We start from the raw sequence: 22,100 nt of genomic DNA, 5'->3' as shown, positions 1-22,100 counted from the left end.
GGTCATGCCGCTGACCGTGGAAGACGTGGACCGGTTCGAGACGCTGAGGCCTCGTCTGGAGGCCATCGCCTACCGCCTCCTGGGGTCGGCGGGCGAGGCCGAGGACGTCGTACAGGAGACGTTCCTGCGGTGGCAGGCCGCCGACACCGAACGCATCGAGGTCCTGGAGGCCTGGCTGACGAAGGCGCTCACGAACCTGTGCCTCAACCAGCTCACCTCGGCCCGCGCACGGCGTGAGCGGTACGTCGGGCAGTGGCTTCCCGAGCCGCTGCTCGACGGGGACCCGATGCTCGGCCCCGCGGGCACCGCCGAGCAGCGCGAGTCGCTCTCGTACGCGGTCCTGACCCTCATGGAGCGGTTGTCTCCCAACGAACGGGCCGTGTACGTGCTGCGGGAGGCCTTCGACTACCCGCACCGGGAGATCGCCGAGATCCTCGGCATCAGCGAGGCGGCCAGTCAGCAGGTCTTCCACCGCGCCAAACGGCACATCACCGACGGCAGGGCCCGCGCCGAGATCGACGGGGCCGCCGCCCGGCGGATCGTCGAGGAGTTCCTGTCGGCCGCCACCACGGGGAGGACCGAGCCTCTGGTACGGCTGCTCATCGGTGACGTCATCTCGATCGGTGACGGCGGCGGGAAGATCCCGGCCCGGACCACACCGGTCGCGGGCGCCCTCGCGGTCGCGAGGTTCATGCGGGGCCTGTTCAAGCCGGCACCGGCCAAGCGTGCCCTGATCGGCGGGTCGGCCGAGATCCACCTGACGACCGTCAACGGCGGCCTCGCCATCGTCGCCGTCGTCGAGGGCAGGGTCGTCGGCATCACGTGCGTGGAGGTCACCGCCGAGGGAATCGCCGCGTTCCGCAGCCAGGCCAACCCCGACAAGCTGGAACGTGCGACCGGGCTGTGGGCGGCGGCCGACCACGGGGAACCGCTGCTCCACGCCTTCTGACGGCGGTGTGAGCTGCTTCACAAGGCGTACCTGTCAGGGATCGGCGTGCTGTCCGGTTCAAGGGCCGTAACCGCGCTCGACACGGGCCGGACCCGCCCAGACAGGAGTCACCGCCATGCAGCACCGCATCATCGTTCTCGGCGCCGGATACACCGGAGCCATCGCGGCCGGCCGTCTCGCCAGGCGGCTGCACCGCGACGAGGTCGCCATCACCCTCGTCAACGCCGAGCCCGACTTCGTCGAACGCGTCCGGATGCATCAGCTCGCGGCCGGCCAGGACCTCGTGCCGCGCCCCTTGAGCGAGATGTTCGAGGGAACCGGCGTCGAACTGCGGATCGCGAAGGTCACGGGCGTCGACGTCGATCGAAAGACGGTCGCGGTCGTCCCGGCGAACGACGGCCCCGGTGAGCCCGCCGGCACCGAACAACTGCCGTACGACACCCTCGTGTACGCCCTCGGCAGCGGCTGGAACGACCAGGACGTCGCCGGTACCGCCGAGCACGCCCACGAGATCGCGAGCAGGCCCGGAGCACTCCGGCTGCGCGAGCGGCTGGCCGCTCTGCAGGCCGGACAGTCCGTGGCCGTCGTCGGCGCCGGTCTCACCGGCGTGGAGGCCGCGACGGAGCTGGCCGAGAGCCGCCCGGACCTCGCGGTCACCCTCGTCGCCCGCGGCGGCCTCGGCGACTGGCTCTCGGACAAGGGCCGCGAGCATCTGCGCAAGGTCGTCGGCAACCTCGGCATCACCGTGCACGAGAACGCCGCGGTGACCGGAGTCGAGGCCGACCGGATCACCACCGCCGACGGCGGGGCGATCCCCGCCGCGGTCACCGTGTGGACGACCGGCTTCGCGGTCCACCCGATCGCGCGGGCCACCACCCTGGAGACCACCGAAACCGGCCAGATCGTGGTCGACGGGACGATGCGCTCGCACTCCCACCCGGAGGTGTACGTCGTCGGTGACGCGGCCATGGCGATGGGCCCCGGCGACAAGCCCCTGCGGATGTCGTGCGCCTCGGGCACCCCCGCAGCGTGGCTGGCCGCCGACACCATCGCGGCACGCCTGACCGGCGGAAAACTCCCGAAGTCAGCGGTCCGCTACTACAACCAGTGCGTCTCGCTGGGCCGAAAGGAGGGCCTGATCCAGTACGTCACCGCCGACGACCGGGCCGTCGACACGGCCCTGACCGGCCGACTGGCCGCCGTCTACAAGGAGTTGGTCTGCAAGGGCGCGGTCTGGGGTGTCGCCAACCCGACCCTCGGACTGCCCGGCCGACGCCGCCACGTCGTGGAAGGGGCGGACCGGACGGAGGCGGCCGTCAAGGCGGTGGCCTGACGCGAAGGCACCGCTTCTCGCGAGGCGCGAGGAGTCATGGATACGCGGGCAGGGGGAAACCGACCGGGCATGGACGCAACGACAACGACGCGCGCACGGAACCTGGTCGCCCTGATGGCGGTCGTCCCCCTCGTCGCGGCGTGCGGCGGAGGCCACGACGGAAACGACGACGAGGGCGCATGGGGGGCCGCGGCGCAGCCCACCGTGGCCCGGGGCGCCGACCTGGTGATCACCACCGACAACGGGGTGCGGCTGCGCCCCGCCGACGGTGACCGGGTCGGCGTCGGCGGGCACATCCGGCACGAGTGGTCCCACCGGGACGACACCTGGGTGCTCGATCTGTCGTGCCCGAAGCAGGACACCGACGGTCAGGAGTCCGGCCAGGAGTGCGCCCGGATGCCCGAGGTCGACGTCCCGAAGGGCACGTCCGTCACGGTCTCCGCCCGCAACGCCGGTATCGACGTGGCCGGTGTCTCCGCCGCGCTGGACCTCACGACCGTCAACGGCGACGTCACCGTGACCAGGTCCGGCCAGCAGGACGCCGTCGTCCGGCTGGCGACCCGCAACGGATCCGTCCGCGCGGGCACCCTGCGCGCCGACGACGTGCACGCCGAAACGGTGAACGGCGACGTGACACTCGACTGCGCCACCTCGCCCGACGGTGTCGGGGCCCTCACCACCAACGGCTCGGTCCGGGTGATGCTGCCGCACGGCGCGCCCGCCTACCGGATCGCGGCGACCACCGACAACGGCCGCCCCTCGGTCACCGTCCCCACCGGTGACGAGGACGACGACCACAGCATGACGCTCACCACCGTCAACGGTGACGTCACGGCCGGCGTGGAGTAGGCGCGTACCGCGTACGCCGGCAGCTCATGGCCCCACCGTGAGGGGTGTCCCACTGGTCCTGCCTGACGACGGGCCGGTCTCCAGGAGGAGTTCGCCCGCCTCGACCCCCACGGTGAGGTCACGCATCACCGAACCGAGTGTGTCCGCGTCGATGTCGAACACGGCTTCCGCGCTCTCGCCCGGGGCGAGCGGAACCCGGGTGAACCCGCGCAGCTCTCTCGTCCTGGGCCACGAGGAGCCGCCGGAGATCCGCCGCACATACAACTGCACGGTCTCGCGCACCGGCCGGTCGCCCGTGTTCGTGACGGTGACCGTGCAGGTCAGCGTGGGTGCGTCCAGGGACACGGACGTCCGCGACAGCTTCGGCTCGCCGTAGGACACCGTCGAGTACGAGAGTCCGTGGCCGAACGGGTGGCGGGCGGAAGCCGGTTGGTCGACGTATCCCCGGTAGCGGTGGTCCTTGCCGTTGTAGAAGACGGGCAACTGGGCGGCCGAGCGCGGTACCGACACGGGGAGCCGCCCTTCCGGTTCCGCCCGGCCGAAGAGGACATCGGCGACGGCTCGGCCGCCCCACGGCCCCGGATACCACGCGCTCAGGACGGCGCCCGCGGTCCCGGAAAGATCCGGCAGCGCGTGCGGGCGCCCCTGGACCAGGACCACGACCACCGGGGTGCCCATCGCGGCCACGGCGTCGATGAGCCGCAACTGCGCGACGGGCAGCGAGAGTTCGGCCAGATCGACGCCCTCGCCGCAGGTCATGCCGCTCGGTGTGGCCGAACCGACCTGCGCGGCCCCGTTGTCGTCGAAGGTCGTCCCACCGTCGCGGGCGCTGGAACCGCCGAGCACCAGCACGGCAACATCGGCCGCGGCGGCCAGGGCGACCGCTTCGGGGAGCGCGGACAGGTCGGCGCCGGTCAACGCGCACCCGACGGCATGGGTGACCTCGACGCCGCCGGGGGCGGCTTCGCGGATGCCCTGCAGCACGGTGCTGCCGGTGCCGGGCCGCTGGGGCGCGGTGTAGTCCCCGATCTGCTGCGGTACGGAGTCGGCGTTGGGCCCGAGGACGGCGATCCGTCGACCGGCCGGACCCAACGGCAGCGTCTCACCGTCGTGTTCGAGCAGGACGACGGAGGCTCTGGCGATCCGCTCGCTCAACTCCCTTACAGAGTGGGGCGTTTCATGAGCGGGTCGCCCGGACGTGTAAGGCTGCTCGAAGAGGCCGAGCCGGAACTTGAGCGTGAGGACGCGGGCCACGGCGGTGTCGAGCGTGGCCTCGGGAACGAGCCCACGGGTGACGGCCTCGGCCAGCCGCGGGAAGCAGGCGTCCCACAGGCTGAGGTCGCAGCCTGCTGACAGCGCCATGGCTCCCGCGGCCACCGGGTCACCGGTGAGACGCACCAGCCGGTCGATGGCACCGCCGTCCGCCATGACGATCCCGTCGTAGCCCCACCGCTCACGCAGCAGCCCGGTCAGCAGAGGCTGGTTCGCGACACAGGGCAGGCCGTCGAGTTCGTTGTACGCGGCCATCACCCCGGCCGCACCGGCCCGGACGCCCGCGCGCGCCGCCGCGAGGTGGATCTCGTGGAGTTCCCTGGGCCCGAGTTCGGTGGCCGCGTTGTTGCGCCCGCCGACCGTGGCCCCCTGCCCGGCGAAATGCTTGAGGACGACCGCGGTGTCCGCCCTGCGCATACCGCGTACCAGCGCCTCCGTGAACCGGGCCGCCAGACAGGGGTCCTCGCCGAAGCACTCCTCGGCCCGGCCCCAGCGCGGGTCGCGCACCAGGTCGAGGGCCGACACGAGCGCCACATGGCCCCCGCGGGAACGCAGTTCGGCACCCGCGGCCTCGGCGGCGGCCTCGTACAGGTCGGGGTCCCAGGTGGCGCCCACGCCGAGGTTCACCGGCAGGAGGGTGCCGTCGAGGGCCTGGTGGCCGTGCGGTACCTCCTCCACGAACAGCACCGGGACACCCAGGCGGGTGTTCTCCACGACGTGCCGCTGCACGTCGTCCGAGACACGGGCGCCGTCGGCCGCCGTGATGCCGTCTGCGAACCCGACCCCCGACCAGGGATCGGCGCGCTGGAGCCCGTAGAGGGCGCCCATGCCGTCACCGTCGGCTACCTCGGTCCGGAAGGCGTCGGTGAGCCGGTATTCGCCGGACGACGTCCGCTCGTAGGCGTCCCAGCCGTAGAGACGCTGGTTGACCTGGCCCACCTTCTCCTGGAGGGTCATGCGGCCCAGCAGGTCCCGTACGCGGGCCTCGACCGGCGCGTCCGGGTCCCGGTAGAGGGGGCCGGTCATGTCAGCTCCAGGACGACGACCCCGTACGGGGCGAGCCGCACGTCCGTCACCTGCTCGCCGGACGTCACGTCGTGCAGGGTGCCGACCGCCTCGGGGCGTACGGTCAGCTCCTCGGCGGACTGGCTGACCAGCCAGACGAAGCGCCGTCCGTCCTCGTGCACGAGCAGGTCGGCGCCCACGTACGGGCTGTCGACGGTCACCGGGCGCCCGGCGCCCGCGAGGTCGGCGAGCGCCGCGTACAGACGGTGGGTCTGCTCGGGGTTGACCCGGGCGGTGCGGGCGGCCATGTGCTCCAGCGGGTACGTCGCGAGGACCGTGCGTCCGCTTCCCGTCTCGCGCACGAGGAGGGCGGGGCGGCCGTGCCCGTCGACGGCGACCACCCGGGCGTCGCGCGGGACCACCGGCAGATAGGCCCGGCTGTCCTCGTTGCCCGCCACCGGGAACGTGAGCGTCTCACCGGCCGCGAGCGGGCCGAAGTCCTCGGTGAAGGTCATCTCCAGTACGTCGTCGGTGATGGGCTCGGCGACCCCGTAGGACAGTTGCAGCTCGACCCCGAACAGGCCGTCGAGGTCGTCGAACCACGGGCCGCGCGTGCCGGGGTGTTCCCCGGAGCAGAACGACAGGTAGACCGTCGCCCCCTCCTCCGCCCGGCGGGCCAGTTCGCGCCGGGTGCGGGCGGTCAACTGCCGTGTGGCGGGCAGCAGATAGAGCTTGGCGTGGCCGGGGAGGTGGTCGGCCTCGCGGACCAGTCCGGCCGGCAGGTCGGCGGCGCGTGCGGCGACGTACGCCTGGTGCAGCGAGGTGAAGATCAGCGGCCGGTCGGCGGGCCTGCTGTAGGGGTAGCCGCGCTCCAGGAACGCGGGCACGACGAGGGCGGCGTCGGTGTCGGCCCGGCGGCAGCGGGCGAAGTCCACCGCCTCCAGCACGTCGGCGAACGCGGCGAGTTCGAGCAGCGGAGCCTTCGGCGCGCCCTCGCTGTCCGTGATGCCGAAGTGCATCTCGAAGGGGTGGTGGTCGTAGGGCGAGCGGTCCCACAGGTCGTCGTAGTCGGTGTTGTTCCAGGCGATCCAGCCCGTGGCGCCGCCGAGGAGGCTGTTGTGCAGGGTCTGCCGGTAGTAGATCCCGGCGTTCTCGGCGGACACGGTGTCGGTGGAGAGGCCGAACTCCTCCAGGACGACGGGCTGTTCCGTCACCGAGGCCAGCTCGCACTCGAAGGCGGCCCGGTAGTGCTGGCGGGGCCGGTCCGTGTCCGAGCGGTAGACGTGCGGGCCCACGAAGTCGACGTACTCGGCGGTGTCGCGGAGCGAGAAGCCGTTGTCGCGGCCGGTCACCTCGATGCCCCAGGCGCCGTCCCCGAGGGAGACGGGCTGGGTGCCGCCGGCGGCCCGTACGGCGTTGCACATGGCCTGCGCCCAGGCGGTGACGACGTCGGAGGAGGGCGGGTTCTCCTGGTAGACGCGGCCGTAGCCCGGCATCTCGTTGGTGATGAGCCAGCCGGTGACCGCGGGGTGGTCCTTGAAGCGGCGGGTCATCTGGGAGGCGAACCACGCCTGGCGGCCGACCATCCACACGTCCTCGTACAGGTCACGTCCGCCGCGCCAGACGGGGTCCCAGTTCTCGCCGGACATGTGGCCGACGATGAAGGTGGGGACCGTGCCCATGCCCGCCTCGCTATGGGCGTCGAGGAAGTCCGCGAAACGCTCGCACAGCGTCTCGTCGACACGGTGCGGCTCGGGGTGGAAGTCGGGCCAGTAGAAGAAGGAGCGCGTCATGGTCAGACCGTGCTCGCGCAGCACTTCCAGTTCCTCGCGGACCGTCTTGGGGTCGTAGTCGCGCCACATCAGAGGACCGCCGGTGCGGGACCAGAAGTTGGCGCCGAGCCAGGGCAGTACGGCGGAGTCGTGGGTCAGGTGGGCGCTGTGGCGTCGCATGGTCCTTCTCGGATCGATCGGTGGTGCGGTGGCAGGTGCGGGCGTGCGGCACACCGGGGCCCGGGGCCGGGTCAGGGGGCGGGTCTTCGGGGAGCCGGGCCCGTCGACTCGCGCACGACCAGCCGGGGCCGGTCGTCGAGCCGCTCGGCCTCGACGTCCTCGCCGCACCGGGCGAGCAGGACCCGCGCGGCAGCCGCGCCGACCCGCTGCACCTGCTGGTCGACGGTGGTCAGCCGCGGATGGAGCCAACGGCCGAGCGGCAGGTTGTCGTAGCCGACGACCGAGAGGTCCTTGGGGACGCGCAGCCCCGCGCGCTGTGCGGCGCCCATGCCGCACACGGCCATCGAGTCGTTGGCGTAGACGATGGCCGTGGGCCGGTCGGCGGTGTCGAGCAGCGCGACCGTCGCGGCGACGGCCGACACCTCCGAGAAGTCGGTGTGCAGCACGGCGACCGGCCGTACCCCCGCCTCCCGCAGGGCCGTGTCGAAGGCGCCGTGCCGCAGCCTGGTGTGCTGCAACTCCTCGGGACCCGCCACATAGGCGATCCGCCGGTGACCGAGTTTCAGCAGGTGGGCGACGACTTCCTCGACACCGGCCCCCTGCTGTCCGAGGCCGACGCTCGGCACGGCCGCCGCGCGGTCGGGAGCGCCGAGCAGCACCGCGGGCAGGCCGAGGCGGGCCAGCAGCGCGGGACGGGGGTCGACGGCCCGCGCGTCGGTGAGCACCGCGCCGTCCACCCGGCCCTCGGCGGCCAGCCGCTCGTAGAGGACGTTCTCCTCCTGCGCGCCGGCGACCAGGTGCAGCAGCAACCCGTAACCGCGCGGGGCGAGTTCACCCTCTATACCGGTGATCAGCTCGCTGAAATGGGGGTCAGCGCCGAGGACGTCGGTGGGGCGCCGGACGACCAGAGCCAACGTGCGCGTGCGAGCACTGCGCAGGGCGGCGGCGGGCGCGCTCGGCGACCAGCCCAGCTCCAGCGCGGTGTCCAGGATGCGGCGGCGGGTCGTCGAGGACAGCCGCCCCTTGTCGTTGAAGGCCTGGGACACGGCCGCGGTGGACACACCGGCCGCCGCCGCGACGGCCTTGATGGTGGGCCGCCGCGCCGCCCTGTCGGGCGTGCCGGACTCTTCGGTGGGCGTGCTCACATCTTCACCGCCCCGCTGACGAGCGCCTGCTGCATGCGCTTCTGCAGCACGGTGTACACGACCCACACCGGTACGAGGGTCAGGACCGTGCCCGCGGTGAGGACGCCGTAGTCGGTTCCGGTGATCGACTTCAGGGTGGGCAGCGCGACCTGGACCGTGCGCTGCGCGGGATCGGGCCCGATGATCACGAGCGAGTACAGGTACTCGTTCCAGAAGGTCAGGAAGTTCAGCAGCAGGACCGTCGCGATGCCGGGCATGCACATCGGGACGTAGACGTGCCGCAGGACCGCGAACGTCGACGCGCCGTCCATCCGCGCGGCCTCCTCCATCTCCTTCGGGATGGTCCGCATGAACTGCACCAGGATCACCACGGACAGCGGCATCGCGGTCGCGGGCAGGAACAGCACCATGAACGTACGGGTGTGGAACAGACCCGTCGCCGCGGCCAGCAGGAACGTCGGGAAGAGCGCCGCGAAGGTGGGGATGAGGAAGCCGAGCGAGAAGACCTTCTCCATGACCGACGCGAGCCGGCCGGTGGACCGGGCCAGGGCGAACGCGGCGGGCAGCGCCAGCCCGAGGGTCAGTACGAGCGCGAGGACCGTCACCAGCGTCGAGTTGACGACGGCGAGCCCCAGGTCGGCGCTGTCGAAGGCGGTACGGAAGTTGCCGAACCCGAACGAGGTGGGCAGGGCGAAGGGGTGCGCGAAGATCTCGTCGTTCGTCTTGAAGGCGGAGGCGAGGAAATAGTAGAGCGGCACGATCAGCAGGACCGCATAGGACCACACCAGGATGTGCGCGGGCAGCCAGCGCTTGCCGAGCTTCATGGTGAGCGGCTCCGATCAGTAGTTCTGGCGGAATGCGCGGCGGATGGTGAGCAGTCCGACGAGCCCGGCGAGGAAGAGGATGACGCCGACGGTCTGGCTGTAGCCCAGGTCGGCCGCGATGAACGCCTTCTGGTAGACGAGGAACGACAGGGTGGTGGACGAGCTGCCCGGTCCGCCCTGGGTGAGCAGCAGGACGTGCTGGGCGGACCCGAAGAGCGTCCACAGGAACTGGAGCATCGTCACGACACCGACGTAGTCGCGGATGACGGGGAAGTGGATGAGCCACATCGTGCGCCAGTGCCCGGCGCCGTCGAGCTGCGCGGCCTCGCCGAGTTCGTCGGGCACACTGCCGAGCCGGGCCGCGAACAGGACGGCGGTGAAGCCGATCCCCGCCCACACGTCCAGCGCGATCAGGCAGGCCAGCGCGGTGGACGGCGAGGCGAGCCAGGCGTCGGTCAGCGAGCCCAGTCCGACGGACTCCAGAGCGCCGTTGGCCAGCCCGTCGGGGGAGAGGGCGGCGTAGAAGACCATGGCCTTCGCCGGGGTCGAGATGAGCCCCGGGATGAAGAGCAGATAGCGGATGACCCGGTGCCCGGGCGGCTTCTGCGCCACGTAGTAGCCCAGCATGTACGCGCACACGATCATGATCGGCAGGGCGACGGCGAGCTGGACGGCGGTGTTGCGCACCGCGTCCCAGAAGACCGGGTCGTCCATGACCGTACGCACGTTGCCGAGGCCGGCGAACGACACCGGCTGCAGCATGCCCGGCCAGTGCAGGGCGGCGACCACGAAGATCGCGATCATCGGCCCGACCATGAAGACCAGGTACCAGATCAGGGCCGGCACGGCGAGGCCGGTGCCGCCCTGCCGGGGCGGGCGCCGCTCCGCGGTGGCGGACGGCGGTCCGGGGCGGCGGACCGTGGTGTCGCCCGGTGTGGGCGTCAACGTCGTCATGCGGTGACTCCGATGGACTGGGGCGAGGGACGCGGGGGACACGGGGGAGGGGCCGGGGCGAGGCTCATGCGGAGCGGTACGCGGCTTCGAGCGAGGCGCGGACCCTGGCGGCGCCGATGCCCCGGGTGAAGGACGTACTGGTCGCGGTGATCAGCGGCTGGGTCGCCGCGGGCGGCACGTACACATCGGGCAGCAGGACCTGGCTGACGTCGTCCCCCAGCCGCTGGGCCGCCGCGACCAGCGGGAAGTCCGTACTGACCGTGCCGGAGCGCAGCGCCATGTCGCGGCCGCTCTCCTTGATGAACCGGGACACGGTGTCGGGGCGGTACATGAACCGCAGGAACTTCTCGACGGCGTCGATCTTCTTCGTACCGTTCGGACTGATCCAGAACCCGATGAGGGTGTACGTCCGCAGGATCGTCGGCAGTTTGTGCGCGGCGCCCTCGGCGAGCGGCCAGCCGCCCACGTCCGTGTGACGGGCGACGGCCTCGGGCACCTTCGCGAGCGCCGACGACATCGCCGACTGGATGGCGGCGGACTGCGTGTTGTACTGCGTGGTCATGAGGTCGGAGGTCAGACCCTGCGCCTTGTCGACGAACACCCCGGCGTCCCGGAGCGCCACGAAGTACTCGATGCCCTCCTTCGCGCCCCTGCTGCCGCTGAAGTCGCCGGTGGAGTAGACGTGCCGGGCCTCGTCCTCGCTGAGGAAGGTCTGGACGATCTGGGCGAGGAGCTTCTGCCCGGTCCAGTCGTTGCCGCCGGTGGTGACGGGTCCGATGCCCTTGGCCCGCAGTTTGCGGGCCGCGGCGATCAATTGGTCGCCGGTCACCGGGATCTCGTCCACGCCCGCCTTGTCGAGGAGCGAGCGGTTGTAGGCGACCGGCCAGTTGGTGGCGAAGTAGGGGAAGGCCCGCAGCCTGCCCTTGCCGTCGGTCCAGGCGTCCAGGGCCACGGGCAGCACCCGCTCGCGCAGCCCCCAGTCGTCCAGATAGTCCTTCACGTCGACCGTGGCACCGACATCCGTCCAGGCCAGGGTCTTGTCGTACAGGTTGACCATCACGACGTCCGGCTCTTTACGTGCCAGTCGGGAGGTCTCGTAGACCTGGGCTAGGTCGTCGCCGTTGACGAGGTTCTTGACCTTGAGCCCCGGGTTCTCCTTGCGGAAGCGGTCCAGGGAGTCCAGATAGGTGGGCGATCCCGGCGCGGTGGTGCCCAGCTGGCTGTGCACGACGAGCGTGTCGGGATCGGAGTCCGCCGCGGCCAGCGCGGAACAGCCGGACAGAGCGGGCAGGGCGGTCGCGGCGGTGAGGCCGGAACCGGCGGCGAGGAAGCCGCGCCGAGTCAGCGGTGAGCGCACAGCGGGGTGTCTCCAACCAAGGCGGTTAACGAGTGGTTAATCGATGTACCTGCGGAAGTGCGAGGACTTTAGGAGGGGTTCCGCGTGCGGTCAAGACCCAGGGAGGGAGGAGTGCCCCGAAGGGGCGCGGGGAACGGCGCTCTCAGCCACGGCCGGCCGGCAGCCGCCGCAGGTCGGATGCCCGTGTCCCGGGGGGCTCTTCCGGGCGGCAGGGGGCGAGTGCCCGGAAGGGGCGGGGGGAACGGCGCTCTCAGCCACGGCCGGTCGGCAGCCGCCGCAGGTCGGATGCCCGTGTCCCGGGGGGCTCTTCCGGGCGGCAGGGGGCGAGTGCCCGGAAGGGGCGGGGGGAACGGCGCGCTCAGCCACGGCCGGCCGGCAGCCGCCACACGTCGGATCCCCGCGCCCCGGAGGGCGGCCTACGCCGGAGGCCCCGGCGACCCGGGGGGCTACCGCGGCGCCCAGGAATCAGGCGCCGCAGTAGCCCCGCACTCGGCCGGCTCCGGTCAGCCGACCCCCACCGCCCGCACGATCGTCTGCACGACGGAGTTCCCCCGCGCATCGGACGCATGGACCCGCACCGAGAGGAAATCGGCCGTCCGCGGAGCGGCGAGATGGGTGAGCGCGCCCTTGGACGACGTGGACAGCGAGGCCCGACGCCAGCTCCGCCCGTCGTCGTACGACACCTCGACCTTGTCGACCCGGGTCGCGGCGACGGAGACTCCCGGCACATGCGAGGCCGTGACCAGCACGGACGCGGTCCGCCCGGCCGTGCCGTCGGCCGCCGTCGGGATCAGGTAGTCGAGCTGCACCAGCGGCAGCAGACCGCTCTCGCCCTTCCTGGGGGTCGCCGACGCGAAGCCCCACTCGGTACGGGTGGAGGTCGAGTACGGGAAGCCCTCGGTGCGCTCCGTCGTGGTCACCAGGCGGTAGTCGGCCCTGGCCGCCGGTACCTCGCCCGCCACGGAATAGCCGTCGGAACCCGCCACCAGGGTGTTGCCCCGGTACAGCTCCGTCCGCTGAGAGGTCGTACCGGTCCCATAGGTGCTCACATGACCGTTCGTACCGTCACCCCAGCCCGGCACGTACGCCTCGACGGTGTCGCCGGTGCGCCGCGGCAGCGTCTCGCTGACGTTGACCCGGGGCCGCTGCACGGGCCCGAACCACTGCACGTACGTGCTCCGCCCGGCCGGGTAGGTGACCACGCCGGACTTCTGTGTCGCGAAAGCCGTCGTCGCCTCCTCCATCCACCGGACCTCGCGGTCCGAGGTCACCCAGTCGGTGCGCCGCGCCCCGGAGTGGGACAGCCGCTGCATACCGATCTTCACGCCGAGGTAGGGCTGGATGTCGTAGCGGAACTCGTCGACCTCCTTCGCCGGGTCGTTCCGGAAGTCGACGTCGACGCGGGCGAGCTGCCGTTCGGTCGGCGCGTACGTCGGCTTCTCGGGGATCTTGTCGTGCCAGGAGCGCACGAGGTCGTACAGGTAGCCCGTCCTCGCGTGGGTGACCGTGCGCATCGCGACGGAACCGTCCGGGCTCGCCTTGATGCGGTCGATCAGTGCCGTGCCCTCGGTGCGGGACAGGCCCACGACGGTCAGCGGGGTCTTGCGGACGGGCTCGCGGAGCCTGCCGTCGACGTCGTTGACGATCACCAGCAGAGCGACGCCGGCCTTCTCCGCGGACTGCACCTGGTCGGCGGCAGCGGCGGCGGCCTTTCCGGCCGTGAGGTCCTCGTCGCCCTCCCCGTCCCCGTCGTCCTCCTCGTCCTCCGGGAGGTAGTTCACCACGGCGATCCTGCCCCGGGCGTCCAGCCCTTCGTAGTCCTCCGTCAGACCGGCACCGGCGTGGACGGCCCGCAGCGTGCGGTCGCCCTCGGCCGGGTCGGCGGATCCGGGCTGGACCCACAGGTCGTCGAAGTCCTGCTTCCCGGAGGTCAGGCTGACGAGGGGCTGCTGCATGCGCCAGCGGGCCGTGTAGGTCAGCTCGCCCGAGGCGGGCTTCGCGGTCGGCAGGGCCCACAGGCTGTCGTACCCGCTGCCGACCGTCCAGGAGTCGACGACCGGAGGCGAGTCGTCCCCGAACGTGCGGCTGAAGTCGACCCGGACATCGCTGTCCGTGCTGGCCTTCGGCGTCACCACGCGGGTCCGCACCAGACGCGTCCCGTCGAGGGTGACGTCCGTGTCGCCGCGCACCTCCACGGTGGGCGCGCTCAGCAGCGCCAGGCCCCGCGAGGACTCGCCGTGCGTTCCCTCGACCGGCGCCCAGACCCAGACCGTGTAGGTACCGGGCCGTACGAGAGCGTCGAGCGCGCCGCCGGCCGCGTTCGCGGACTGGGCGTACTCGTCGCCCTGCCGCTGCCAGTTGACGAAGACGAGTGACGGGCTCGGGTCGCCGGCGCGGTCGGTCACCTGGACGCGCAGATGGAAGGGCTCCTCGTACGTGCTGACCCCGAGGAGCGACCTGGTCAGCGTCCGGCCCGAGGCCTCGGCGGTGAGCTGGGCCGTGTAGCGCTGCTCGGTGGCGGCCCGGTCGAGATGGGTGGTCACGGTCGTCGACGCGGAACCGCCCGCGGGGACGACGAGCTGCTTGTCGGCGACGGTGAACAGGCCCGCGGGCGCCGTCTCCGTGGCGGCCACGGACAGGTCGACCGTGACCGGCGCGGCGCCGTCGTTGCGCCACCTGACCGTCTTCTCGACGGTCTCGCCCGGCTTGCTGTTGGTGTGGATACCGGCGTCCACCGTGCCCGTGGCGAACAGCGTGCCCTCGGTGGCGGCGACCGTGTCGACCCGGCCGTTGCCGCCCGCGTCGGCCGGGTTGTCCGGTGTGGCCTTCGACCTGCTGACCAGCGCGTCCTTGATCTCGGAGCCGGTCCAGCCGGGATGCGCCGCGGCGACCAGCGCGGCGGCACCGGCCACATGCGGGGTCGCCATGGACGTACCGCTCTTCGCCGTGTACGAGCCGGAGCCCGACGTGTACTGCGAGCGCGCCGCCAGGATGCCCACCCCCGGCGCGGTGATCTCGGGCTTCAGGGCGTCGTCCCGCAGCCGGGGACCGCGGCTGGAGAACTCCGCCACGGCGTCGTCGGCGTCGACGGCGCCCACGGTGAGCGCGGCGTCCGCGGCGCCGGGAGCGGCCACCGTGTGGTCGTACGGTCCCGCGTTGCCCGCCGCGACGGCGAACAGGGTGCCGGTCTCGGCGCTGAGACGGTTCACGGCCTGACTCATCGGGTCACTGCCGTCGGAGGGGCCGTTGGAGCCGAGACTCATGCTCACGACCTTCGCCTTGGCGTCACGGGCCGCCCACTCCATGCCGCTGATGATCCAGGAGTCGTAACCGCTGCCCGCGTCGCTCAGGACCTTGCCCACGTGCAGCCTCGCGCCCGGCGCGACCCCCTTCTCGACGCCGCCCTCCGAGGCGGCGCCGGTGCCGGCGATGGTCGACGCCACGTGGGTGCCGTGCCCGTTGCGGTCCGTGACGTCCTCGCCGGGTACGAAGCTCTCCGAGGAGTCGACGACGTCCTTCAGGTCCGGATGCCCGGTGTCGTAGCCGGTGTCCAGGACGGCGACGTCGACCCCCGCACCGGTGTTGCCCTTCGCCCAGGCCTCGGGTGCGCCGATCTGCGCGGTGCTGTCCGCGAGTTCGGCCTCGACCTTGCCGTCGAGCCACACCTTCTGGATGCCGCCGGCCAGCTTCGGGACGCTTTTGGCGGCGCTCGCGGTCGTGGTCGCCGTCTTCGCCTCGGGCGCGGTCAGGTCGCTCCAGAAGGCTTCGGCCCGGGTACGGTCCTGGATGAGCGCGGTGCTGTTGATACTGCTCAACGCCCGTGCCCCGGTGGCCCCTTCGGGCAACGACGTGGCGTCCGACCTGCGCCGGGCGGCGGAGGCGTAACTGACGATGAGGGGCAGGCCGTCGGCGTGGGTGTCCCCGTACCCCTCGGCCAACAGGCGGGTGACGTTGAAGAGTTCGGGATCGAGCAGGCCGGAGCCGACATAGGTGTCGGCGGACGACGGGTACACATACGTGTCGTCGCCCTGCCGGGTGATCCGCGCGTCGGCACGCAGACCGTCCGGCCCCTGTACGGAGACGGTGTCGGGACCGGCGCCACCCGGAGTGACGGTGACCTGATCACCTGTCAGCAGCGTGACGGTGTGGCTCTTGCCGTGGGTGTCGGCCTTTGAATCGGTGGCCGCGCTGCCGGAACTGGCAACGTTGTCGGTGAGGGTGGACAGGTCCAGGTCGGCCGCGACGGCGGACGGGGTTGCCGTCAGCGCCACGAGGGCCGTTCCGATGGCCAGCAGTCTGTGTCTGCCGGGATGCATCAGTCGCACGGGCGTCCTTGATCGAGTCGATTGCGAGCGGACGGCTGGACACTAGCCATCCGACCACTGTTGCGGGAGAGGGTTCCCGGAAAGATCGTTACGCGAAATGTGCCGGCAACGTGGGGAGTTGGGCGGCGGAGGGTGCCGGGGCGGGGGTGCGGGGTGCCGGGGTGCGCTCTTGACAAGGGCGCACCCCCGCAACGTACGTTCATTGCGCAATCACCTAGCGCGGGAGTCACCTTGAGCGCGTCACACGGCAGGCCGGTCCGCAGCGCGGTGACGCTGCCGGTCTGGACGAAGCGTCGGCACGTGGACCTGTGCCGGACGCACGGCGCGCTCTGTAGCTGACCCCTTCTTCCGGAACTGACCTCGGTCGACCGACCTCGGTTCCGGCTCTCCCCGGCAAACCCGTGTGTGCCCCGCACATCTCGCGCGCCCCGCATGTCCCGCGCGTTCCGCGCGTCCACGTGTCCGTGCGCATCGCGTGGTGCCGCAGCCTCGCCCGGTCGCGTCCGGTCCGGTGTGTCCGGCAGGTCCGGACGACCCCCACGCGCGCCGCCGGAATTCCTCCTCCCTCAGACGTCACCGGTGCTGGCCTCGGTGTCGCCGTCGGGGTCGACCTGGACGTCGACACCGGCCTCGGCATCGCTCACGGACCGGTGGGAATGGACGATTCGTGAGTGCAGAACGCCCCAGGACGCTGAAGACCGTGACCGGAGCAGGCGGCACGTCCGAGACCTACGACCTGGCGATCGACCCGACCCGCTCGACGCTGGACACCGCCGTGCGGGTGGCGAGACTCGCCGAGGCCGCGAGGATCGACGCCCTGTTCACCGCCGATCTGCTCAGCTTCGGCGCCCAGGGCCCGATCGGCTCGCAGGAACCGCTGGTCTTCGTCTCGGCGCTGAGCCAGGTGACCTCGCGGATCGGCCTGATCGCCACGGTCTCGACGACGTTCCACCATCCGTACAACCTGGCCCGGCTGTTCGGCACCCTCGATCACGTCAGCAACGGACGGGCCGCCTGGAACCTGGTCACCTCCTCCATCGGCGAGGAGAACTTCGGCCCGGGTGACCTGCCCGGCCCCGAGGAGCGTTACGCGCGCGCCGCGGAGACCCTGGAGGTGGTCAACGCCCTGTGGGACAGCTGGGAACCCGGGGCGCTGACCGTCGGCGCGGACGGCAAGGCGGTGCTGCACCGCGACCGGGTGCATCCGATCGACCACTCGGGTCCGTTCTTCACCGTGGCGGGCCCGCTGAACATCCCGCCGCTGCCGCAGCGCCGCCCCGTACAGATGCAGGCCGGGCAGTCGGAGGCCGGGCAGGCACTGGGTGCCCGGTACGCCGAGATCGTGTTCACCTCGCTGCCGGCCCTGGACATCGCGGTGGACTTCACCCGGAAGATCCGGAGCCGGGCCGAACGCTTCGGACGGGCCGGCGGACTGCCGCTCATCTTCAGCTCGTTGCACGCCACCTACGGCTCGACCGAGGAGGAGGCACAGCGGCTCGTACGCGAGAGGCGGGAGTCGATCGACTTCGAGCGCGGCCGTACCCAGGTGGCCGACATGCTCGGCGGGGGAGTCGACCTGTCGGAGATCCCGCTGGACGCGAAGCTGCCGGAGAGCCTGCTGCCCGACCTCACCTCGGTGAACCGCCGCCGTGGCCGCGTCGACATCTTCGCGGGCTACGCGCGCCAGGGCTACACCTTGCGGGAGCTCGTCGTCGCGGCCCAGGACACCGGGCACTGGGCCGCCGCGGGGACGCCCGAGCAGCTCGCCGACGCGGTCGAGGAACGGTTCCGGGCAGGTGTCCTCGACGTCATCTCGCTGAGCGGCCTCGCGGACCCGAACCAGCACGACTTCGCCGTCAACGGCCTCCTCCACGAGCTGCGCAAGCGGAAGATCGTCGCTCCCGACTACACCGGCACGACCCTGCGCGAGAACCTCGGCCTCGAACTGCCGGCCCGAGCCCCCGCGACCGCGACAGCCCGGGCCTGAACCGGCCCGGCGACCGCGCCGCAACGGATACGGCGACCGGACTGCGCGGGGCCCGTCGACGTCCGCCACGCTGTCACCCCGGGTGGCCGGCAGCAGTGGTCCGCGGCGACGTCGACCGCCGCGGGCCGGGTGCCGGCCACGACCATCGCCACCGGCGTCACCCGCACGCTCTCACGCGGGTAGCGCCGCGGCCGGCACCCAGCAGTCGCAGGATCAGCCGTGGTGACGGCCGTGGCGCCCGTGACTGCCGTCGTCCTCGGAGCCACCGTGGTCGTCGTCGGACTTGGTGCGTGACCGCGTGATCTCGCCGCTGCCCCGGTCGACGTGGACCTCGTACCGGCTGCCGTTCTTGAGGATCTTCACGCTCCACACCGCGCGGCCGTGTTCCGTCTCGGCCTCGACCTCGCTGATGGTTCCGCCGCCCACGTGGGCGAGCGCGATCTCCCCGGCGCGTCGGCTGCCCACCGACGAGTTCGGGTGCGTGGGGGTGGCCGTGGCTGTGGCCGGTCCTGTCGTGTCGTCGTCCGTTGTCGGGGCCGTGGTCGGCGCCCCGGACTTCGACCCGGACTCGGATTCGGATTCCGACTGGGACGGGGACGCGCTAGGTGCGTCGGAGGCCGGTCCGGGTGAGGCCGATGCCGATGCCGAGGCCGACGACGTGCTGCGGGACTGCGACGCGTCGTCGCTTCCGCCCGCCAACGCGGTACCGGTGATCGCGGCGACCAGTGCTCCCGACGTGAGCAGGACGAGTGATGCGCGCTTCATGGCGAACCTCCTGTGATTGCTGGTGTTGAGGAGAGGTTCGCGCGGGCCGGGATAGGGCCGCGCTGCGGCAATGCTAAGAGCGCGCTAAGGCGATCACGAGGGAGGGGGAGAAGGAGGGAGAGGGGAGAGCCGGGGCGTGGGGGATCCCAGTTCCAGGGTCACGCGGGCGCCGCCCGACCGGCCGGTCGTCAGGGTCATGCGGCCGCCGCTGGACTGGGCGGCCCGGCGGGCGATGTCCAGGCCCAGGCCGGTGGATCCGCCGAGGCTGGTGCCTCGCTGGGCCAGGTCCGCGGACAGCCCGGGGCCGTCGTCGGCCACCGTGAGGACGGCTCCACCGCCGGGGCGGGGTGACAGGGTGACGGAGAAGGCGGTCCCGTCGGGGGTGTGGGCGAACACGTTCCCCAGCAACGCGTCCACGGCGGCGGCGAGTTCGTCCGCGGGGACACCGACGGGCAGGGGGCCCTCCGCTGCCACGTCCAGGGTGACGGCCCGCCCGGTGTCCTCGGCCAGTACGGTCCAGAACGCCACCCGGTCGCGGAGCGCCGAGGCCGCGTCGCTCTGCGCGTGCGCGTCCGTCTCCGGGCGGTGCCGTGCCTGGCTGATGAGACCGGTGACCGCCCGTTCCATGGCGTCCACGCGGGCGGTGATCCGGGCGGCGTCGGTTCCGGTCAGTGATTCCGCCTCCAGCCGCAGGGAGGTGAGGGGTGCTCGGAGCCGGTGGGAGAGGTCCGCGACCTGTTCGCGTTCCTCGCGCAGCAACTCCTGGATCCGGTCGGCGAGATGGTTGAGGGCGCCGGCGACCTCGCGCAGTTCCGGCGGCCCGTCGGGGCGGGCGCGGGCCGTGAGGTCGGCCCGCGCGAGCCGGTGGGACACGGCGGACAGATCCGAGATGGGGCTCACCAGGGCGCGGCTGAGGCGGTCGGCCACGAGCAGGCCCAGCAGCAGGAGTGCGACGCCCAGACCGGCGAGTACCAGCCAGGCCTGTGTGACCCCGCGGGTCAGTTCGGCGGCGGGCACGAAGGCGCGGATGACAGCGGTGCCGTCCGGGCGGCCGAGCACAGCCACGACGATCTCGCGTCCGTCGGCGCGTTCCACGGTCCGGCTGACCCCGGCCAGGCCCGCGAGCCGTACGGCACTGGTCCTGGCCACCGGGGTGCCCAGGACCGACCCGTCGGCGAGGAAGACGGTGAGCGGCCCCCGGGCCCCGGCGGCCACGTGCTCGACGCTGGTCCGCAGGGTCGCCGGGTCCGCGGTCCCCACCAGCGAGACGAGGCTCTGCGCATCCGCGTTGGCGGCGACGGTGGCACGGTCCTGCGCGACCGTACGCAGCAGCAGTGCCAGCGGTACGACGAACGCGAGGAGCGCCAGGCACATGGTCGCCGCGACGAGCAGGGTCAGCCGGCGTCTCATGCAGGGTCCGCGGGCGCGCTCAGCCTGACACCGACACCTCGTACGGTGTGCAGATAGCGGGGTTCCTGCGCACTCTCGCCGAGTTTGCGGCGCAGCCAGGACAGGTGTACGTCCACGGTTTTGTCGGCGCTTCCGTACGGCACCCGCCACACCTCGGTGAGCAGTTCCCGCTTGCTGACGACCTGTCCCGCCCGGCCGGCGAGATGGTGGAGGAGGTCGAACTCGCGGGGTGTGAGGTCGAGAACGGTTCCGGCGAGGCTCGCCTCGCGCGTGCCCGGGTCGATGCGCAGTTCACCGACGACGGTCGCGGCAGCGGGTTCCCGGGAGTTGGTGCCGCGCCGCAGCACCGCCCTGATCCGTGCCTCCAGTTGGGCGGCGGTGAACGGCTTGACCACGTAGTCGTCGGCGCCGGCGTCCAGCCCCCGGACGATCTCCGCCTCGTCGTCCCGGGCCGTCGCGATGATCACCGGGACGGGACTGACCGCCCGCAGCATGCGCAGCAGTTCGATGCCGTCGAGGTCGGGCAGGCCGAGGTCGAGGACCACGAGATCGGGACGCTCGTCCAGCGCTGTCTGCAGCCCGCCCATCGCGGTGTGCGCGGCGGCGACGGCGTGACCGCGCTCGCGCAGGGCGCGGAGCAACGGCGTCCGTATCGTCGGGTCGTCTTCGACTATCAGGAGGTGAACCACAGCAGGCACGCTATCCGAGCGGTCGGGCAGGTCCGCGCTGTTAACCATCCCTTAGGCTTCCCCGGTGCCCGCCTTATCGACGGCCGGGGCATAGTCGTACGCATGCCATCCCGTACTTTCCTCGCCCTGGCCGGCTGGACGGCCGCCGCCGTGGCCGCCACGCTCACCGGCCTGGCCGCCGTCGAGATCATCGGGGACGGGATCACCGGCTCCTCCGACGGCAGGACGCTCAGCGCGGAACAGGTCGAGCAGCAACTCGACGCGGCGCAGTCCTCGTCGTCGACCGGCCCCGGTGGGGGATCGGACACGGCGACACCGAGCGCGACTCCTGACACCGGGGAGCACACGTCCACGCCCACGTCCTCTGCCACGCCCGTTCCCACCGCCACCGGGGACGGGGTCCAGAAGACATTCTCCGCGCCGGGCGGCACGGCCATCGCAACCTGCCAGGGAGGGACCGTACGGCTGCTGTCGTGGGCCCCCGCTCAGGGATACGGAGTGAAGAGCGCCGACCCGGGCCCCGACGACGAACACGCCGACGTGAAGTTCGAGGGCGCCGCGGGCAAGGCCGAACTCCGAGTGCGCTGCGTGGACGGCCGCCCCATCGGCTCGTGGAAGCAGGACGACTGACGCGGCTCGACGCACCGGACGCCGACGGACACGGGGTCACTGCTTGTCGCGGCTGCCTCTGGAAACGAGACGGTGGAGTCGCCCGCGCCGGTGCAGCGCGACATGGCCGACCGCGAGGACCGCGCCCGTGGTGAGGCTCGCACCGATGCCGATGTCCCAGCCCGAAGGATGCGACGCGGAGGCGCCGCCGACGCCGGCACGCGCTCCGAGTGTGGGCAGCGCGGAGGAGGGGACGGAGGAGGGAGCAGAGGAGGGGGCACGTGAGGCCGGGGTGGTGAGGGCGACGCTACGGCGGGGCAGAACTTCGCAGGCGATGCCGTCGTCCGGGCCCTGGTCCTCGTCGAGCCGGTTCGGGTCACTGGGGTCCTGGTCGTACACGGCCTGCGCGTCTTCCTGGTAGGTGAAGTTGCGGCAGTCGAGGTCCTGGGCGTGGGCGGTCCCGGTGAATGAGGCGACGGACACGATGGCACCGGCTATGCATGCGAGGGTGACACGGCGTGGCATGAGTTCCTCCTACTGGCCCGAATGGCCATCGTGTCGACGCTAGGAAGAGACCGGCCCGGCGGCGCGCGATGGTGGGCCGGACGGGTGGCCGGGATACCGGCCCGACGACCCCGCCGGATCGGCCGCGGGTGGAGGCGACCCGAGGCCGAA

At 72.0% G+C, this 22,100-nt stretch carries 16 protein-coding genes; 5 read left to right on the top strand and 11 right to left on the bottom strand.

The window, feature by feature from the left end; genetic code table 11:
- The first annotated feature begins 4 nt into the window (after positions 1 to 4).
- The 3 genes from sigJ to ACZ60E_RS10180 all read left to right on the top strand — a co-directional run bounded on the left by sigJ (position 5) and on the right by ACZ60E_RS10180 (position 3,131).
- Positions 5 to 949, top strand: coding sequence for an RNA polymerase sigma factor SigJ (sigJ, locus tag ACZ60E_RS10190; protein ID WP_469439325.1), 945 nt, complete (start codon positions 5 to 7; stop codon positions 947 to 949).
- A gap of 115 nt (positions 950 to 1,064) precedes the next feature.
- Positions 1,065 to 2,282, top strand: a complete 1,218-nt coding sequence (locus tag ACZ60E_RS10185; protein ID WP_469439324.1) for an NAD(P)/FAD-dependent oxidoreductase — start codon at positions 1,065 to 1,067, stop codon at positions 2,280 to 2,282.
- 69 nt (positions 2,283 to 2,351) lie between these two features.
- Positions 2,352 to 3,131, top strand: coding sequence for a DUF4097 family beta strand repeat-containing protein (locus tag ACZ60E_RS10180; RefSeq protein ID WP_469439323.1), 780 nt, complete (start codon positions 2,352 to 2,354; stop codon positions 3,129 to 3,131).
- A gap of 24 nt (positions 3,132 to 3,155) precedes the next feature.
- Here ACZ60E_RS10180 and ACZ60E_RS10175 read toward each other — a convergent pair whose 3' ends face one another.
- The 7 genes from ACZ60E_RS10175 to ACZ60E_RS10145 form a co-directional block, all read right to left on the bottom strand.
- A complete protein-coding gene (locus ACZ60E_RS10175) occupies positions 3,156 to 5,429 on the bottom strand; it encodes a glycoside hydrolase family 3 N-terminal domain-containing protein (RefSeq protein ID WP_469439322.1) in 2,274 nt (757 codons plus the stop codon).
- The gene (locus ACZ60E_RS10170; protein ID WP_469439321.1) at positions 5,426 to 7,360 is read right to left on the bottom strand and encodes a glycoside hydrolase 5 family protein; all 1,935 of its coding nucleotides are present in this window, start codon (positions 7,358 to 7,360) and stop codon (positions 5,426 to 5,428) included. The genes ACZ60E_RS10175 and ACZ60E_RS10170 overlap by 4 nt, the downstream gene beginning before the upstream one ends.
- A 71-nt stretch (positions 7,361 to 7,431) precedes the next feature.
- Positions 7,432 to 8,505 carry a LacI family DNA-binding transcriptional regulator gene (locus tag ACZ60E_RS10165; RefSeq protein WP_469439320.1) on the bottom strand — a complete coding sequence of 358 codons (1,074 nt, stop codon included), beginning with the start codon at positions 8,503 to 8,505 and terminating at the stop codon, positions 7,432 to 7,434.
- A complete protein-coding gene (locus tag ACZ60E_RS10160) occupies positions 8,502 to 9,329 on the bottom strand; it encodes a carbohydrate ABC transporter permease (protein WP_210892972.1) in 828 nt (275 codons plus the stop codon). Before ACZ60E_RS10160 ends, ACZ60E_RS10165 begins: the two co-directional genes overlap by 4 nt.
- A gap of 15 nt (positions 9,330 to 9,344) precedes the next feature.
- The gene (locus tag ACZ60E_RS10155; RefSeq protein WP_384804168.1) at positions 9,345 to 10,283 is read right to left on the bottom strand and encodes a carbohydrate ABC transporter permease; all 939 of its coding nucleotides are present in this window, start codon (positions 10,281 to 10,283) and stop codon (positions 9,345 to 9,347) included.
- A 64-nt stretch (positions 10,284 to 10,347) separates the two neighbouring features.
- Positions 10,348 to 11,640 carry an ABC transporter substrate-binding protein gene (locus ACZ60E_RS10150; protein WP_469439319.1) on the bottom strand — a complete coding sequence of 431 codons (1,293 nt, stop codon included), beginning with the start codon at positions 11,638 to 11,640 and terminating at the stop codon, positions 10,348 to 10,350.
- 503 nt (positions 11,641 to 12,143) lie between these two features.
- Entirely contained in the window at positions 12,144 to 15,956 is a 3,813-nt protein-coding gene (locus tag ACZ60E_RS10145) for a S8 family peptidase (RefSeq protein WP_469439664.1), read from the bottom strand.
- 676 nt (positions 15,957 to 16,632) lie between these two features.
- Between ACZ60E_RS10145 and ACZ60E_RS10140 the strand changes: the two genes are divergently transcribed.
- Positions 16,633 to 17,952, top strand: coding sequence for an NtaA/DmoA family FMN-dependent monooxygenase (locus ACZ60E_RS10140; protein ID WP_469439318.1), 1,320 nt, complete (start codon positions 16,633 to 16,635; stop codon positions 17,950 to 17,952).
- A gap of 213 nt (positions 17,953 to 18,165) precedes the next feature.
- On the opposite strand, the gene ACZ60E_RS10135 is transcribed toward ACZ60E_RS10140, so the two are convergent.
- From ACZ60E_RS10135 to ACZ60E_RS10125, 3 genes are all read right to left on the bottom strand, one after another.
- Positions 18,166 to 18,717 carry a PepSY domain-containing protein gene (locus tag ACZ60E_RS10135; RefSeq protein WP_469439317.1) on the bottom strand — a complete coding sequence of 184 codons (552 nt, stop codon included), beginning with the start codon at positions 18,715 to 18,717 and terminating at the stop codon, positions 18,166 to 18,168.
- A 93-nt stretch (positions 18,718 to 18,810) separates the two neighbouring features.
- Complete coding sequence (locus tag ACZ60E_RS10130) at positions 18,811 to 20,127, bottom strand: sensor histidine kinase (RefSeq protein ID WP_469439316.1); 1,317 nt, start codon at positions 20,125 to 20,127, stop codon at positions 18,811 to 18,813.
- Positions 20,124 to 20,816: a response regulator transcription factor gene (locus ACZ60E_RS10125; RefSeq protein WP_384804159.1), complete on the bottom strand. Its 693-nt coding sequence runs from the start codon at positions 20,814 to 20,816 to the stop codon at positions 20,124 to 20,126. Before ACZ60E_RS10125 ends, ACZ60E_RS10130 begins: the two co-directional genes overlap by 4 nt.
- Positions 20,817 to 20,918: 102 nt before the next feature.
- Here ACZ60E_RS10125 and ACZ60E_RS10120 point away from each other — a divergent pair, with 102 nt between their 5' ends.
- Positions 20,919 to 21,446 carry a hypothetical protein gene (locus tag ACZ60E_RS10120; RefSeq protein ID WP_385838388.1) on the top strand — a complete coding sequence of 176 codons (528 nt, stop codon included), beginning with the start codon at positions 20,919 to 20,921 and terminating at the stop codon, positions 21,444 to 21,446.
- 36 nt (positions 21,447 to 21,482) lie between these two features.
- Here the strand turns inward: ACZ60E_RS10120 and ACZ60E_RS10115 are convergent, their stop codons facing one another.
- Positions 21,483 to 21,950: an excalibur calcium-binding protein gene (locus tag ACZ60E_RS10115; RefSeq protein WP_469439315.1), complete on the bottom strand. Its 468-nt coding sequence runs from the start codon at positions 21,948 to 21,950 to the stop codon at positions 21,483 to 21,485.
- Positions 21,951 to 22,100: the final 150 nt, after the last annotated feature.

Source organism: Streptomyces sp. NPDC102514, assembly GCF_055584525.1.
Note: the sequence above shows the minus strand (reverse complement) of the source record. Positions and strands in the feature narration are given on the sequence as shown.

What these genes read in the sequence shown, in the direction of transcription:
- ACZ60E_RS10120 (WP_385838388.1), top strand. Translation starts at nt 20,919, where the DNA reads ATGCCATCCCGTACTTTCCTCGCCCTGGCCGGCTGGACGGCCGCCGCC.
- ACZ60E_RS10185 (WP_469439324.1), top strand. Translation starts at nt 1,065, where the DNA reads ATGCAGCACCGCATCATCGTTCTCGGCGCCGGATACACCGGAGCCATC.
- ACZ60E_RS10135 (WP_469439317.1), bottom strand. Translation starts at nt 18,717, where the DNA reads ATGAAGCGCGCATCACTCGTCCTGCTCACGTCGGGAGCACTGGTCGCC.
- sigJ (WP_469439325.1), top strand. Translation starts at nt 5, where the DNA reads ATGCCGCTGACCGTGGAAGACGTGGACCGGTTCGAGACGCTGAGGCCT.
- ACZ60E_RS10160 (WP_210892972.1), bottom strand. Translation starts at nt 9,329, where the DNA reads ATGAAGCTCGGCAAGCGCTGGCTGCCCGCGCACATCCTGGTGTGGTCC.
- ACZ60E_RS10145 (WP_469439664.1), bottom strand. Translation starts at nt 15,956, where the DNA reads ATGCATCCCGGCAGACACAGACTGCTGGCCATCGGAACGGCCCTCGTG.
- ACZ60E_RS10180 (WP_469439323.1), top strand. Translation starts at nt 2,352, where the DNA reads ATGGACGCAACGACAACGACGCGCGCACGGAACCTGGTCGCCCTGATG.
- ACZ60E_RS10130 (WP_469439316.1), bottom strand. Translation starts at nt 20,127, where the DNA reads ATGAGACGCCGGCTGACCCTGCTCGTCGCGGCGACCATGTGCCTGGCG.
- ACZ60E_RS10115 (WP_469439315.1), bottom strand. Translation starts at nt 21,950, where the DNA reads ATGCCACGCCGTGTCACCCTCGCATGCATAGCCGGTGCCATCGTGTCC.
- ACZ60E_RS10175 (WP_469439322.1), bottom strand. Translation starts at nt 5,429, where the DNA reads ATGACCGGCCCCCTCTACCGGGACCCGGACGCGCCGGTCGAGGCCCGC.
- ACZ60E_RS10170 (WP_469439321.1), bottom strand. Translation starts at nt 7,360, where the DNA reads ATGCGACGCCACAGCGCCCACCTGACCCACGACTCCGCCGTACTGCCC.
- ACZ60E_RS10155 (WP_384804168.1), bottom strand. Translation starts at nt 10,283, where the DNA reads ATGACGACGTTGACGCCCACACCGGGCGACACCACGGTCCGCCGCCCC.